Raw genomic sequence first — 15835 nt, 5'->3', positions numbered from 1 at the left:
ATCAGGAGAAGTAGCTCAGCAGCGAGTTAATCACCGTCCGCTGGTTCACCACAGACAGATTGTAAAACAGCGGCAGGCGCACCAGGCGCTCGCTCTCCTGGGTGGTATAGCGGTCTTCACCGTGGAATTCGCCGAAGTGTTCGCCTGCCGGACAGCTGTGCAGGGGAATGTAATGGAATACCGCGAGGATCTCCGCCTCTTTCAGCCAGGCGATAAGCCTGCTGCGATCCTCGATATCGCGCAGCTTAATGTAGAACATGTGCGCGTTTTGCCCGCAGTCAGCCGGGACCGTCGGCAGTTCGATACGTCCCGCGCGGGCCAGCGGCAGCAGCGCGTCATAGTAATTCTGCCACAGCGCCAGACGCTGCTGGTTGATGCGCTCCGCCGCTTCCAGCTGCGCCCACAGATAGGCGGCCTGCAGGTCGGACATCAGATAGCTGGAGCCAATGTCCCGCCAGGTATATTTATCCACCAGGCCACGAAAGAACTGGCTGCGGTTGGTGCCTTTTTCGCGAATGATCTCCGCACGTTCCACCAGCGTGCGATCGTTGATCAGCGTCGCCCCGCCCTCACCGCCGGCGGTGTAGTTTTTAGTTTCATGGAAGCTGAAGCAGCCGATATGGCCGATGGTGCCCAGCGCGCGCCCCTTGTAGGTGGACATCACCCCCTGCGCGGCGTCTTCCACCACGAACAGGTTGTACTTGTCGGCGATGGCCATGATGATATCCATCTCGCAGGCTACGCCGGCATAGTGCACCGGGACGATCGCCCGGGTTTTATCGGTGATAGCGGCTTCGATTAACGTTTCATCGATATTCATCGTATCGCGACGGATATCGACGAAGACGATTTTCGCCCCGCGCAGCACAAAGGCATTGGCGGTGGAGACAAAGGTATAGCTGGGCATAATCACTTCGTCGCCCGGCTGGATATCCAGCAGCAGCGCAGCCATCTCCAGCGAAGCCGTGCAGGAAGGGGTTAGCAGGGCTTTTGCCGTGCCAAAACGCTGCTCCATCCACTGCTGGCAGCGGCGCGTAAAGCCGCCGTCGCCGCACAGCTTGCCGCTGTTCATCGCAGACTGCATGTAATCAAGCTCGGTTCCAACCACCGGCGGCGCGTTAAATGGGATCATGGGGTCACCTGTATAGCCAGTAGGCGGTGCTTTCCACATTAGCACCGCTGAGAATATAACGTTTAAGCGCGGCGGTGTTGCCCATCTGGGTCGCCACCCGCAGTGTAGAAAGTCCGCGCGAAGCGGCCCAGTACCGCGCCGCCTGCATCAGCTGCGCCCCGGCGCCGCGTCCGGCCAGCAGGCCGATACGCGCCTCGGTGGCATTGAGCTGGCGCAGAGAGACAAAGGCGCGAATATCGCCCTCTGGATGGCGGTAAATCAGGCACTGATGATCGAAGGTGCCGCGCACCGCATTTTCAATCCACTGGGCATAGAAGCGGCCGCTGGCGTCGGCAGCATACCAGGGCGCGCGAAAGCGGCTCATCGCAAAGGCCTGCGCCGCCTGCTCGCGCAGTGGCGCAATATCCGCCTCCACGGCGACGTCGGCGCCCGCATCCGCAGGGTTGCCCACCGGTAGCGCCAGATCGACCTCGCCTTCCACCAGCTGAAAACCCAGCTGCTGCAGCGCGTCGAGCCGGACGGTGTCGCTGGCGGCTACCTTCGCCTGCACTCGCGACCACCCCGCCAGCGCCTCAGGCGTCAGCCGCGGCGCATGCTCGTCAAAGTGAACGACGGCGCTGTTAACGGCAAAGAAGCGGTTCTCCCACTCCAGGGGATCAATACTGGCGCGGACGGGCACGGAGCAGATCCAGCAGATATTGGCCGTAGCCGGTTTTTTCCAACCGCTTCGCCGCGTGTTTGACGCCGTCGTCGTCCAGCCAGCCGTTGCGCCAGCCGATCTCTTCCAGACAGGCGATTTTGAAGCCCTGACGCTTCTCGACGGTCTGCACGAACATGCTGGCCTCGATCAGGCTATCGTGGGTGCCGGTATCCAGCCACGCAAAGCCGCGTCCAAGCAGTTCGACGGTCAATGCGCCATCTTCAAGGTACATCTGGTTGATGGAGGTGATTTCCAGTTCGCCGCGCTCGGATGGCTTGACCCGTTTGGCGTACTCCGCCACCTTGCCATCGTAGAAATAGAGACCGGTGACCGCCCAGTTCGACTTCGGCTGCTTCGGCTTCTCTTCCAGCGACAGCGCGCGAAAGTTGTCATCAAACTCCACCACGCCAAAGCGCTCAGGATCCATCACCTGATAGCCAAAAATCGTCGCCCCTTCCGTGCGGGCAGCCACGCTGCGCAGCTTGGGGCTGAAGCTCTGGCCGAAGAAGATGTTGTCGCCTAACACCAGGCACGCCGGTTCGCCGTTAAGAAAGGCTTCGCCGATGATAAACGCCTGGGCTAAACCATCCGGCGTCGGCTGTACGGCATAGTGCAGCGCAATGCCAAACTCTGAGCCATCGCCGAGCAGGCGCTGGAAATCGCGCAGATCGTCCGGCGTGGTGATGATCAGGATCTCACGGATCCCGGCCAGCATTAATACCGACAGCGGGTAGTAGATCATCGGCTTATCGTAGATCGGCAACAGCTGCTTCGACACGCCGCGGGTGATGGGATGCAGTCGCGTTCCGGAACCCCCCGCCAGAATAATACCTTTCATCATTCCCCCCAGAGATGATTAGCCTTGCAGTCCAAGACGCTCGCCCTGATAGCTTCCGTCCTGAACCTGGCGCCACCATGTCTCGTTCGCCAGATACCACGCCACGGTCTTACGCATACCGGAAGTGAAGGTCTCAGCCGGCGTCCAGCCCAGCTCACGGGCGATCTTCGAGGCATCAATGGCATAGCGCAGATCGTGGCCCGGGCGATCGGCAACAAAGGCGATCAGGTCGCGATAGTGCGCCACGCCCTGCGGCTTATGCGGCGCCAGCGCTTCGAGCAATTCGCAAATGGTTTCCACCACCTCGATGTTTTTACGCTCGTTATGACCGCCGATATTGTAAGTCTCGCCCGGTTCGCCGCGGGTCGCCACCAGATACAGCGCTCTGGCGTGATCTTCCACGTACAGCCAGTCGCGGATCTGCTGTCCATTGCCATACACCGGCAGCGGCTTGCCTGCCAGCGCGTTGAGGATGGTCAGCGGGATCAGCTTCTCGGGGAAGTGATATGGGCCGTAGTTATTCGAGCAGTTGGTGATAAGCGTCGGCAGGCCGTAGGTCCGCAGCCAGGCACGCACCAGGTGGTCGCTGCTGGCTTTCGAGGCCGAATAGGGGCTGCTTGGCGCATAGGGCGTGGTCTCGGTAAAGAAATCATCGCTGCCGTGCAGATCGCCATACACTTCATCGGTAGAGATGTGATGGAAGCGAAACGCCGATTTTTGCGCCGTAGCCAGCGTATTCCACCAGCTACGGGCCGCCTCCAGCAGCGTATAGGTGCCCACGATATTGGTTTCAATAAATGCCGCCGGGCCGTCAATCGACCGATCGACATGGCTTTCCGCCGCCAGGTGCATCACTGTATCCGGTTGATACTGCACGAAAATACGGTCCAGCTCGCCGCGGTCGCAGATATCCACCTGTTCAAAGGCGAAACGCGCATCCTGCGCCACCGGCGCCAGCGACATTAAATTGCCGGCGTAGGTCAGTTTATCCACCACCACCACGCGATCGGCGGTGTGCTGGATAATCTCCCGCACTACCGCCGAACCAATGAAGCCCGCGCCGCCGGTGACCAGAATGGTTCTCACCGCCACACTCCTTTGGTGTCGATGATATACGCCTGGGTGACGCTGTCGCCGCTAACGGCTTTAAATTCATTGTGATCGACCAGCATCACCAGCACGTCGGCGCTGGCCAGCGCCGCATCGAGGGTCGCCAGCGTACACAGACCGTCGAGTTTCTTCGGCAGCGCGTGAATGTTGGGCTCAACTACCTGCGTCGTGCCGCTGTGCCAGCGGGCAATCTGCGCGGCAATTTCCATTGCCGGGCTTTCGCGCAGGTCGTCAATATTCGGCTTAAAGGCGAGGCCAAAACAGGCAATGGTCAGTTCGCTGGCCCGTTTGTTGGTGGCATTCAGGCAGTCAGCTACCTGCGCCTTCACCTGTTCGATAACCCATTCCGGCTTGTGGTCGTTGACCTCACGGGCCGTGCGGATCAGACGCGCCTGCTGCGGGTTTTGCGCCACGATAAACCACGGGTCGACGGCGATACAGTGGCCGCCGACGCCCGGTCCCGGCTGCAGGATATTCACTCGCGGATGGCGGTTCGCCAGGCGGATCAGTTCCCAGACGTTAATGGCCTGATCGGCGCAAATCAGCGACAGCTCGTTGGCAAAAGCGATGTTGACGTCGCGGAAGCTGTTTTCCGTCAGCTTGCACATCTCGGCGGTACGCGAGTTGGTCACCACACATTCGCCTTCGAGGAAGATTTTATACAGCTCGCTGGCGCGAGCGGAGCAGACCGGCGACATGCCGCCGATAACGCGGTCGTTTTTAATCAGCTCGACCATCACCTGGCCGGGCAATACCCGCTCCGGGCAGTAGGCGATATTCACGTCCGCCGCTTCACCCACCTGCTGGGGAAAGCTGAGGTCCGGGCGCATCTCCGCCAGCCACTCAGCCATCTGTTCGGTCGACCCGACCGGCGAGGTGGACTCGAGGATCACCAGCGAGCCTTTCTTTAACGTCGGCGCAATGGATTTAGCCGCCGACTCGACAAACACCATATCCGGCTCGTGGCGATCTTTAAACGGCGTCGGCACGGCAATCAGGTAGGCATCCGCTGCCACCGGGGTGGTGGTGGCGCTTAAATATCCCTGCTCGACCGCGGTCTTCACCACGCTCGCCAGATCCGGCTCCACGATATGAATCTCTCCACGGTTAATGGTCTCCACGGCATGTTGATTGACATCAACGCCGACCACCCGCTTCTGCCGGGAGGCGAACGCGGCAGCGGTTGGCAGCCCGATATAGCCAAGGCCAATCACTGAAATGGTAGAAAAACTCATAGCGTTACCTGATTATTTTTAAGTGCAGACAAAATTCGACGACATGCTTCGCCATCGCCATAAGGATTATGCGCGCGGCTCATCGCCTGGTATGCGGCATCATCCTCCAGCAGTCGCGTGACTTCCGCCACGATGCGCTGGCTGTCGGTGCCCACCAGACAGACGGTACCGGCGGCCACCGCTTCCGGGCGTTCGGTCATATCGCGCATGACCAGCACCGGTTTCCCCAGGGAAGGCGCCTCTTCCTGAATACCACCGGAATCGGTCAGGATGAGCCAGGCCCGATCCATCAACCAGACGAACGGCAGGTAGTCCTGCGGTTCAATCAACATCACGTTGTCGATATGGCCGAGAATACGGTTCACCGGTTCGCTGACGTTAGGATTCAGGTGAACCGGATAGACAATCTGCACCTCAGGGTGGGTATGGGCTATCTCCGCCAGCGCCTGGCAGATCTGCTCAAAGCCGAGCCCAAAGCTTTCCCGCCGATGGCCGGTAACCAGAATCATTTTTTTACCGTGGCTAATGAAAGGATAGCGCTGCAGCAGGGTCTCCCGTAGCGCTTCATCGCCCAGAACGCGATCGCGCACCCAGAATAGGGCATCGATGACCGTATTCCCGGTCACCGTGATGCGACTGTCGGCAATGTTCTCCCGCAACAGATTCTGCCGCGAGGTTTCCGTAGGGGCGAAATGGTACGTCGCCAGATGCCCGGTCAGCGTACGGTTGCCCTCTTCCGGCCACGGCGAACTTAAATCGCCGGTCCGCAGACCCGCCTCTACATGGCCCACCGGTATGCGCTGGTAAAACGCCGCCAGGCTCGCCGCCATCGTGGTGGTGGTATCGCCATGCACCAGCACCACGTCGGGTTTAAACGACTCCAGAACTGGCTTCAGCCCCTCAAGAATACGGCAGGTGATCTCGGTGAGCCCCTGCCCCGGCTTCATGATGTTGAGATCGTAGTCCGGGGTGATGGAGAATAGTTTCAACACCTGATCGAGCATCTCCCGATGCTGCGCGGTCACGCATACTTTCGCCTCAAAATGAGGATCCTTTGCCAGCGCATGGACCAGAGGAGCCATCTTGATGGCTTCCGGCCTCGTGCCAAATACAGTTAGTACTTTCACATCGATTCTCTTCGATTAGGCGATGAAGGTCATTTGCCCTTCACCACAGGCCGCAATCACAGGACACGACGACGCGATAACGCCACGCCTGCGCCGATGAGCGCACCCACAATCCCCCACATCACCATCAGAAATACACGGCGCGGGCTATCGCGTTTTACAGGTTCTTCCGGCGTTCGCAAATACCGGTAAGTCTGAAAACGCGGATCCAACGTTGGACCGACGTTCAACGTGCTCAGCATGGCGCGATTCTGGTCGTAATCGAGGTCATATTCCGGTCCGACGGCCTGCAGGTTTTCCAGTCTGGCCTGCAGCATCGGCCTGCCCAATAAAAATAGCTCTGAATCCGGCAACTGATCGGCAGGAACATCCGTTTCGCTGCGCGAGATATTATGCTGCTGAGCGACCTTCAGCGCTTGCTCCACGCTGTGGGTCCGGCGGTTGAAAATAGCCTCGGCCACTTCTTCCTGGCGCTTCACCTGCGCCTTCATTTGTACCGTCCGCGCCGCCCAGGCGCCTTTGAGCTCGTCGTTAAGATGGCCAGCCGCCCGCTGGCTGGCGAAAGCCACATACTGGCGCAGCAAATTATTGGCATCCTGCCCGGTCTCGGCGGTCAGTTTGACGCTGTCGTTGACGCTCTTGGCCGCATCGCCTGGCATAAACTGGATATTGTTAATTAAATCATCCAGCATCGCCGCATCGGCGCGAGCATTACCCGACTGTCGCTGCTTGTAGTAGTCCGTTTGCAGCCAGAAATCACGCCGGGTATCCCAGGAGGCCAACTGCATGATGAACTCTTTATACGCTTCATCCATGGCGGAAGGCTGATCCACCGAGGCCAGGTCGGCTTTGATATCCAGATTGCGTAAGAACTGCTGCTGGGAATAGTACCCCCCCAACATGTTGACAGTAGGCCGATCGGTGATCGCCGTGGCGCTCCACTCCTGGCGAGCAAAGAAGGTGTACACCAACACGATAGCGGCGAAGAGTACAGCACCGCCGACTATCCAGCCTTTTCCTGCCCATAAAGCGCGAAACAGCCCGCGAATATCCAGCTCGTTCTCAACGTTCACTGATTGTGCTCCCGGTAATGGTTGAGTCATCACATCCCCAGCTTTACTTGGTTAGTTTCGGATTATTGCCGCTGTGTCGCCGAATTCTGCGTCTGATGCGCTTAACCAGACGCGCCACTTTCCAGGCGCGCTTAATACAGTAGCCATAAAGGAAGAAGGCCACCAAAAAGAGAATTAACATCACCCATTCCGGCACAATGCGGGTATATTCCGCCGCGACGCCAACCAGCGCCAGCAGGGCAGCGGCCAGGGTGATCAGGACGAACGCCTGGCGGGAAGTAAACCCGGCGCGCATGATCAAATGATGAATATGCTGCCGGTCCGGTGAGAAAGGACTCATGCCTTTGCGCAGGCGGCGATACATAATCGCCACCATATCCATCAACGGGATAGCGATAATCCACAGCGCGGTGACCGGGCTGATGGGATGCGTTTTACCTTGTGTGGTTTCCAGCAGGATCCAGATGATGGTGAAGCCAATCATGGTGCTGCCGGCGTCACCCATAAAAACTTTATAGCGGCGGCCGAGGGCGCCAAGATTAAGAAGAATATAGGGCAGAATGGCGGCGATCATCGCAAAACACCACATCGCCAGGCTGTACTGACCGTCAAACCAGAGGATGATCCCGGTCGCCGCAAAGGAGACGGATGACAGGCCGCCGAGCAGGCCGTCAATCCCATCGACCATATTAAACGCGTTGATGGCGGCCCAGACGGCAAACAGAGTGAGGAAGAAGCCGAAAGGCCCCAGCACCAGCTCCCACGAGCCAAAAATAAAGCCCAGACTACTCAGATGCAGATTCCCTGCCATCATCATAATCACGGCGATCGCGGCCTGAATGACCGCGCGAATTTTCACGCTGATGTCGAAGCGATCGTCCAGCGCGCCAACCAGCACCAATACCCCCGCACAGGCCAGATACAGCGAGGCGTGAGGAATATAATAATCGGCGATGGCGAAGGTGAAACAGATGCCTGCATAAACTGAGATACCACCGACCAACGGAATCAACCCCTGATGCCGTTTGCGATAGTTTGGTTTATCCACTAACCCAATCTTTTTTGCCACTTTCCGCGCGACAAAAATAAAGAGGGTCGTGAATAAGAAAATACTGATTAATTCAGTAATAGCAGTGAGTAAATTCACAACGCATGTGCTCTCAGCATAGTTAATCCGGGAAGTATAGCGATGATGCCCCAACTCCAGAAGGGGAAAAGCAGAACATTACAAATTTATTGTATAGATTTTAGTCTGTTAAAGCTGTCTCCGCCTGCTGTCCGGCGCCATTATACGACAACTTTCGTCCCGCTTTCTCTGTCTCTGGATCATACAAATCCCAAAATGAAAACGCCACGCAAAGGCGTGGCGTTTTTGGCTTTTTTTACCTTACGAGCGCTTCATCATATCGAAGAAGTCATCATTCGTCTTAGTCATTGCCAGTTTATTAATGAGGAATTCCATCGCATCGATCTCACCCATCGGATGGATAATTTTGCGCAGGATCCACATTTTCTGCAGCTCTTCCTGAGTGGTGAGCAGCTCTTCTTTACGCGTACCGGAACGGTTGTAATCGATAGCCGGGAAGACGCGTTTTTCAGCAATCTTACGAGAGAGGTGCAGCTCCATGTTACCGGTGCCTTTAAACTCTTCGTAGATAACTTCATCCATTTTGGAGCCGGTGTCGATCAGCGCCGTGGCGATGATGGTCAGGCTGCCGCCCTCTTCGACGTTACGCGCCGCACCGAAGAAACGCTTCGGACGGTGCAGGGCGTTGGCGTCCACACCACCGGTCAGCACTTTACCGGAAGCCGGGACCACGGTGTTGTAGGCGCGCGCCAGACGGGTAATGGAGTCAAGCAGGATGATAACGTCTTTCTTGTGTTCAACCAGACGTTTCGCTTTCTCGATAACCATCTCAGCAACCTGAACGTGACGGGATGCCGGTTCGTCGAAGGTGGAAGCAACCACTTCACCTTTCACCAGACGCTGCATCTCGGTCACTTCTTCCGGACGTTCGTCGATCAGCAGCACCATCAGCACGCAGTCCGGATGGTTGTAAGCGATGCTCTGCGCGATGTTCTGCAGCAGCATGGTTTTACCGGCTTTCGGCGGCGCGACGATCAGACCACGCTGGCCGCGGCCAATCGGGGAAGCCAGATCCAGTACGCGAGCGGTTAAGTCTTCGGTAGAACCGTTACCACGCTCCATACGCAGACGAGAATTCGCGTGCAGCGGCGTTAAGTTCTCGAACAGGATCTTGTTACGGGCGTTTTCCGGCTTGTCGTAGTTAACTTCGTTAACTTTCAGCAGCGCAAAGTAACGCTCACCCTCTTTCGGAGGACGAATCTTACCGGAAATGGTGTCACCAGTGCGGAGGTTGAAACGGCGGATTTGGCTGGGGGATACGTAGATGTCGTCAGGGCCGGCGAGGTAGGAGCTGTCTGCGGAGCGGAGGAATCCAAATCCATCCTGCAGTATCTCCAGTACGCCGTCGCCAAAGATATCTTCGCCACTCTTCGAATGCTGCTTGAGGATGGCAAAAATAATATCCTGCTTACGCATACGAGCCAGGTTTTCCAGCCCCATATTTTCGCCGAGAGTAATCAGCTCAGAAACCGGCGTATTCTTTAATTCGGTAAGATTCATAGTGGTGTGGGTTCTTAAACTCGGGGTAAATCTCGAACTTAATGTTGTGAATGGTATGGCAGGAACTTCCATGCCTGTTAACGGCCTTCATCTCGTGTCTGTACGTCGCCTGGTCACAGGAAAGAACGCAGAACTGAAACGACTAGACGGAATGAGTGAAAAGCCCGGAATTAATAGCTTCACGCGCATTTTTTGCGGGATGCTTCGGGTAAAACAAGATTCAAACAAGGTATGTTTAAAACGAAGTCTGTGGATTAACTTAGCACGACTCCAGCCGGGCGTCCAGAGTTCCGCAAAAAATAGGAATCTGGACGCCGGAACAGCAATTCGCTTACGCCAGGTTGGCGTCGAGGAACTCTTTCAGCTGACCCTTGGACAGTGCGCCGACTTTGGTGGCCGCCACTTCGCCGTTTTTGAACAGCAGCAGGGTTGGGATGCCGCGAATGCCGTACTTCGGCGCGGTGCCCGGGTTCTGGTCGATGTTCAGCTTAGCTACGGTCAGTTTGCCCTGATACTCTTCAGCGATCTCATCCAGAATCGGGGCGATCATTTTGCACGGACCACACCACTCTGCCCAGAAATCGACGAGGGTCAGCCCGTCAGCCTTGAGTACGTCCGTGTCAAAACTGTCGTCAGTCAGGTGAATAATTTTATCGCTCATATTTAACTCCACAGGAATAAGCCTGGTGTGTTGGTGTCGTAGCCATCAACGACGCGCTGCGGCTACGTTATGCACGCTATTCTTCAGGATACCTCAATTCTCTGGTCTGCCAACTGGCGCGATCCCTCATGGACCCACCCTTTGACGCCAGGGTCACCTGAACGCGCACTGCATATTGCAGATTTATCGCTCCCGGCTCGCTTAGTGGTCTAAGCTATCCTGGATTCGTTCAGTTACCGTAGACGTACCTTGAATAATTTCGTACACCGCCAACGAAAGGTTGACGTTATTTCACCGGATACGCTTTCTTAATGCAATAGTTAGCTGATATTCTACCACACTATGAGCAAAACACATTTAACAGAACAGAAGTTTTCCGACTTCGCCCTGCACCCGGCAGTCATTGAAGCCCTTGAAAAGAAAGGGTTTCATAATTGCACACCTATTCAGGCCCTCGCCCTTCCGCTGACGCTGGAAGGCCGCGATGTCGCCGGGCAGGCGCAAACCGGTACCGGTAAAACGATGGCGTTCCTGACGTCGACGTTTCATTATCTTCTCTCTCACCCGGCTATCGCCGATCGCCAGGTTAACCAGCCGCGCGCGCTGATTATGGCGCCGACGCGTGAACTGGCGGTACAGATCCACGCGGACGCTGAACCGCTGGCGCAGGCCACCGGTCTGAAGCTGGGTCTGGCTTACGGCGGCGACGGCTACGATAAGCAGCTGAAAGTGCTGGAAAGCGGCGTCGATATTCTGATCGGTACCACCGGTCGTCTGATCGATTACGCGAAGCAAAACCACATTAACCTCGGCGCCATTCAGGTCGTCGTGCTGGACGAAGCCGATCGCATGTACGATCTCGGCTTTATTAAAGATATCCGCTGGCTGTTCCGCCGCATGCCGCCGGCCACTCAGCGTCTGAACATGCTGTTCTCCGCGACGCTTTCTTATCGCGTACGCGAACTGGCGTTCGAACAAATGAACAACGCCGAGTACGTTGAAGTCGAGCCGGAACAGAAAACGGGCCACCGTATTAAAGAAGAGCTCTTCTACCCGTCCAACGAAGAAAAAATGCGCCTGCTGCAGACGCTGCTGGAAGAAGAGTGGCCCGATCGCGCCATCGTCTTCGCCAATACCAAGCATCGTTGTGAAGATATCTGGGGCCATCTCGCCGCCGACGGCCATCGCGTAGGTCTGCTGACCGGCGACGTGGCGCAGAAAAAACGTCTGCGGATTCTCGAAGAATTTACCCGCGGCGACCTTGATATTCTGGTCGCGACTGACGTTGCCGCTCGTGGCTTGCACATTCCGGCCGTGACCCACGTCTTTAACTACGATCTGCCGGACGACTGCGAAGATTACGTTCACCGCATTGGCCGTACCGGTCGCGCTGGCGCCAGCGGTCACTCCATCAGCCTCGCCTGCGAAGAGTATGCGCTGAACCTGCCGGCTATCGAAACCTATATTGGTCACTCAATTCCGGTCAGCAAGTACAACCCGGACGCGCTGATGACCGACCTGCCTAAGCCGCTGCGACTGACCCGTGCGCGTCCAGGCAACGGCCCGCGCCGCAGCGGTCCACCGCGCAATCGTCGTCGTTCAGGTTAAGAACTCTATGCTATACGCTCAATCATTCAGAATCTGCCAGGGCGCGTTTCCCCGGCAACCCGCTCAGTTACACGGATTGGGCACAAGCGCCCCGTCGACGAGGGAGCCTTCTGAACGATGAAGAGCATGAGCTCCACCTCGCTGTATGCCGCCATTGATTTGGGCTCCAACAGTTTCCATATGTTGGTGGTGCGCGAGGTGGCTGGCAGTATCCAGACGCTGAGCCGCATTAAGCGCAAAGTTCGTCTGGCCGCCGGCCTGAATAGCGACAACACGCTCTCCGCAGAAGCGATGGAGCGCGGCTGGCAGTGCTTACGCCTGTTTGCCGAACGCCTGCAGGATATTCCGCCGGCGCAAATCCGCGTCGTGGCCACCGCCACGCTGCGTCTTGCCGTTAATGCCGGCGAATTTCTGGCGAAAGCGCAGGAGATCCTCGGCAGTCCGGTACAGGTCATTAGCGGTGAAGAAGAAGCGCGCCTGATTTATCAGGGTGTCGCCCACACCACCGGCGGCGCCGATCAGCGTCTGGTGGTCGATATCGGCGGCGCCAGCACCGAACTGGTGACCGGCACCGGCGCGCAAACGACCTCGCTATTTAGCCTGTCGATGGGCTGTGTGACCTGGCTTGAACGCTATTTCGCCGACCGCAGCCTGACGAAAGAGAATTTCGATCTTGCCGAGGCGGCCGCGCGTGAGGTGCTACTGCCCATCGCCGATGTGCTGCGCTATCACGGATGGAAAGTGTGCGTTGGCGCCTCCGGCACCGTTCAGGCTCTGCAGGAAATTATGATGGCGCAGGGGATGGATGAGCGGATCACCCTGACCAAACTCCAGCAGCTTAAACAGCGCGCCATCCAGTGCGGACGCCTGGAAGAGCTGGAGATCGAAGGCTTAACCCTTGAGCGAGCGCTGGTGTTTCCGAGCGGGCTGGCGATCCTTATCGCTATCTTCAGCGAACTGAATATTCAGTGTATGACCCTCGCGGGCGGCGCATTACGGGAAGGGCTGGTGTATGGCATGCTGCATCTCTCCGTTGAACAGGACATCCGCAGCCGCACTCTGCGTAATATTCAGCGTCGTTTTATGATCGACACCGAACAGGCCCAGCGCGTCGCTGGTCTCGCCAGCCACCTGCTCAGCCAGCTGGACGGCTGCTGGGAACTGGATCCGCTGAGCCGCGATTTGCTCCTCAGCGCCTGTGCGTTGCATGAGATTGGCCTGAGCGTGGATTTTAAGCGCGCGCCGCAGCACGCGGCCTATCTGGTCAATAATCTCGACCTGCCCGGCTTTACCCCAGCGCAGAAGAAGCTGATTGCGACGCTGCTGCTTAACCAGACTAACGCCATCGACCTCTCATCGCTTCATCAGCAGAACGCCGTCCCGCCGCGGGTTGCCGAACATCTTTGTCGCCTGCTGCGACTGGCGATACTCTTTGCCAGCCGGCGGCGTGACGATTTGCTGCCCGCCATCAATCTGGTGGCCGATGATGAAAAACTGTCCCTGACGCTGCCGGAAAACTGGCTGGATAATCACCCGCTTGGGGCTGAGCTGATCGAACAGGAATGCCAGTGGCAAAGCTATGTGCACTGGATGCTTGAGGTGAAGTAATACGCTGAACATTGCCGGGCGGCGGCTTCGCCTTACCCGGCCTGCTTATCGCTATCCTTTCTCTTTAGCTTTTGCCAGCATGGCGCGAATGTTCGCCACGTTAGCCTGTCCTTTATGCATTCGCTCTTCAGCGGTAATCACTTTGCGCGCCTGCTCCCAAATCAGATCGTCCTGGGGTAGCTCGAGCAGGAAACGGCTCGGTTCCGGGCGCACCACCTCACCATACTGCCGGCGCTCCTTACAGAGCGTAAAGGTCAGCTCTTTCTGCGCACGGGTGATGCCCACGTAGGCTAACCGGCGCTCTTCATCGACGTTATCTTCATCAATGCTGCTCTGGTGCGGGAGCAATCCCTCCTCCATGCCCACCAGGTAAACATACGGGAACTCCAGCCCTTTTGAGGCATGGAGGGTCATCAGCTGCACCTGATCCAGCTCTTCATCCGATTCGCCGCGCTCCATCATGTCGCGCAGCGTAAAGCGGGTGACCACCTGCGTCAGGGTCATCGGCTCATCGATTTCGCTGCCTTCCAGCATCTCGGTCATCCAGGTGAACAGCTGGTTGACGTTTTTCATGCGCATTTCCGCGGCTTTCGGGCTGGGCGAGGTTTCATACAACCAGGATTCGTAATCAATCCCGCGGATCAAGTCGCGCACGGCGTTGACCGGCTCGCGTTCGGCCAGTTGCTGGATCTCGCGCAGCCAGTGGGTGAAGCGGGTGAGTGATTCATAGCCGCGCCCGGTCAGCGTCTGGCTAAGACCCATATCAAAGCTGGCGGTGAACAATCCTTTGTTGCGGCCCATCGCCCACTCACCGAGCTTTTGCAGCGTCGCGGGGCCGATCTCGCGCTTCGGCGTGTTGACGATACGCAGAAAGGCGCTGTCGTCGTCCGGGTTGGTCAGCACGCGCAGATAGGCCAGCAAATCTTTAATTTCCGGGCGCGAGAAGAACGACGTGCCGCCGGAGATTTTGTACGGGATGCGGTTCTGCATCAGCATCTTTTCAAAGACCCGCGACTGGTGATTGCCGCGATAAAGGATCGCGTAGTCTTTGTAATTGGTTTTATTGATAAAGTGGTGGGCGATCAGTTCCCCGGCCACGCGCTCCGCTTCATGATCTTCATTGTTGGCGGAGAGCACTTTCAGCTCAGCGCCGTATCCCAGTTCGGAAAACAGACGCTTTTCAAAAACGTGCGGGTTGTTGGCGATCAGAATGTTAGCGGCTTTCAGAATACGCCCGGAGGAGCGATAGTTCTGCTCAAGCTTGATAACCTGCAGCGCCGGGAAGTCCTGGCTGAGCAGCACCAGGTTCTGTGGCCGCGCGCCGCGCCACGAGTAGATCGACTGGTCATCGTCGCCTACCACGGTAAAACGCGCCCGCTGGCCCACCAGCAGCTTCACCAGCTCATACTGGCTGGTGTTGGTATCCTGATACTCATCCACCAGCAGGTAGCGGATCTTATTCTGCCAGCGTTCGCGCACCTCCTCATTGCGCTGCAGCAGCAGCGTCGGCAGCAGGATCAGATCGTCAAAATCGAGGACATTGCAGGCCTTCATATGCGCATCGTACAGCCCATAGCAGTGGGCGAAGATGCGGTCCCGTTCGCCTTTCGCACCCGCGGCGGCCTGGGCCGGGGTTTTCAGATCGTTTTTCCAGTTGGAGATCGTCGAGATCAACTGCTGGAGCACCACTTTGTCATCTTCGATCAACCCTTCGGTCAGCTCTTTGAGCAACGCCACCTGGTCGGTATCGTCGAATAAGGAGAAGTTAGACTTCATGCCCAGCGCGGCGTATTCCCGCTTGATGATATCCAGCCCCAGGGTGTGGAAGGTGGAAATCATCAGCCCGCGCGCCTCTTTGCGCCCCAGCGTTTGCCCAACGCGCTCTTTCATCTCGCGCGCGGCTTTGTTGGTAAAGGTCACGGCCGCGATATGGCGCGCCTGATAGCCGCAGCCGCGGATCAGGTGGGCGATTTTATTGGTGATCACGCGGGTCTTACCGGAGCCGGCGCCCGCCAGCACCAGGCACGGTCCGGTTACAAATTCGACGGCTTGTTGTTGGCCAGGGTTTAAACGCATGGGAGTCTTGCTCAATCTTC

Annotated in this window: 13 protein-coding genes; 2 read left to right on the top strand and 11 right to left on the bottom strand. The window is 57.4% G+C overall.

What is annotated here, in order from left to right; all coding sequences use genetic code 11:
• Position 1: 1 nt before the first annotated feature.
• From rffA to trxA, 10 genes are all read right to left on the bottom strand, one after another.
• On the bottom strand, positions 2–1132 hold the full coding sequence (rffA, locus tag K5R89_RS20610; protein ID WP_117132124.1) for a dTDP-4-amino-4,6-dideoxygalactose transaminase: 1131 nt from the start codon (positions 1130–1132) through the stop codon (positions 2–4).
• 4 nt (positions 1133–1136) lie between these two features.
• Positions 1137–1811, bottom strand: coding sequence for a dTDP-4-amino-4,6-dideoxy-D-galactose acyltransferase (gene rffC / locus K5R89_RS20605; RefSeq protein WP_023291556.1), 675 nt, complete (start codon positions 1809–1811; stop codon positions 1137–1139).
• On the bottom strand, positions 1789–2670 hold the full coding sequence (gene rfbA, locus K5R89_RS20600) for a glucose-1-phosphate thymidylyltransferase RfbA (RefSeq protein ID WP_023291555.1): 882 nt from the start codon (positions 2668–2670) through the stop codon (positions 1789–1791). Before rfbA ends, rffC begins: the two co-directional genes overlap by 23 nt.
• 18 nt (positions 2671–2688) lie before the next feature.
• Entirely contained in the window at positions 2689–3756 is a 1068-nt protein-coding gene (gene rffG / locus K5R89_RS20595) for a dTDP-glucose 4,6-dehydratase (protein ID WP_044521750.1), read from the bottom strand.
• On the bottom strand, positions 3753–5015 hold the full coding sequence (wecC, locus tag K5R89_RS20590; protein ID WP_050534268.1) for a UDP-N-acetyl-D-mannosamine dehydrogenase: 1263 nt from the start codon (positions 5013–5015) through the stop codon (positions 3753–3755). The genes rffG and wecC overlap by 4 nt, the downstream gene beginning before the upstream one ends.
• A complete protein-coding gene (wecB, locus tag K5R89_RS20585; protein ID WP_071997580.1) occupies positions 5012–6142 on the bottom strand; it encodes a non-hydrolyzing UDP-N-acetylglucosamine 2-epimerase in 1131 nt (376 codons plus the stop codon). The genes wecC and wecB overlap by 4 nt, the downstream gene beginning before the upstream one ends.
• Positions 6143–6198: 56 nt before the next feature.
• Positions 6199–7245, bottom strand: a complete 1047-nt coding sequence (gene wzzE / locus K5R89_RS20580; RefSeq protein WP_032429045.1) for an ECA polysaccharide chain length modulation protein — start codon at positions 7243–7245, stop codon at positions 6199–6201.
• A gap of 13 nt (positions 7246–7258) precedes the next feature.
• Positions 7259–8362 carry a UDP-N-acetylglucosamine--undecaprenyl-phosphate N-acetylglucosaminephosphotransferase gene (gene wecA, locus K5R89_RS20575; RefSeq protein ID WP_004886849.1) on the bottom strand — a complete coding sequence of 368 codons (1104 nt, stop codon included), beginning with the start codon at positions 8360–8362 and terminating at the stop codon, positions 7259–7261.
• A gap of 240 nt (positions 8363–8602) precedes the next feature.
• Positions 8603–9862 carry a transcription termination factor Rho gene (gene rho, locus K5R89_RS20570; protein ID WP_002883293.1) on the bottom strand — a complete coding sequence of 420 codons (1260 nt, stop codon included), beginning with the start codon at positions 9860–9862 and terminating at the stop codon, positions 8603–8605.
• Between the two features lie 331 nt (positions 9863–10193).
• Complete coding sequence (trxA, locus tag K5R89_RS20565) at positions 10194–10523, bottom strand: thioredoxin TrxA (protein ID WP_002883224.1); 330 nt, start codon at positions 10521–10523, stop codon at positions 10194–10196.
• A gap of 342 nt (positions 10524–10865) precedes the next feature.
• On the opposite strand from trxA, the gene rhlB reads away from it, so the two are divergent.
• Together rhlB and gppA are read left to right on the top strand one after the other, a co-directional pair.
• The gene (gene rhlB / locus K5R89_RS20560) at positions 10866–12131 is read left to right on the top strand and encodes an ATP-dependent RNA helicase RhlB (RefSeq protein WP_023291550.1); all 1266 of its coding nucleotides are present in this window, start codon (positions 10866–10868) and stop codon (positions 12129–12131) included.
• Between the two features lie 117 nt (positions 12132–12248).
• Positions 12249–13739 (top strand): guanosine-5'-triphosphate,3'-diphosphate diphosphatase, encoded by a 1491-nt coding sequence (gene gppA / locus K5R89_RS20555; protein ID WP_023291549.1) that lies wholly within the window; start codon positions 12249–12251, stop codon positions 13737–13739.
• 51 nt (positions 13740–13790) lie between these two features.
• On the opposite strand, the gene rep is transcribed toward gppA, so the two are convergent.
• Positions 13791–15815, bottom strand: coding sequence for a DNA helicase Rep (gene rep, locus K5R89_RS20550; protein WP_004886858.1), 2025 nt, complete (start codon positions 15813–15815; stop codon positions 13791–13793).
• Positions 15816–15835 lie beyond the last annotated feature (20 nt).

This window comes from Klebsiella sp. TF21-TM (assembly GCF_019753495.1).
GTDB classification, from domain to species: domain Bacteria; phylum Pseudomonadota; class Gammaproteobacteria; order Enterobacterales; family Enterobacteriaceae; genus Klebsiella; species Klebsiella quasipneumoniae.
This window is presented reverse-complemented; position numbering and strand designations above follow the sequence as displayed.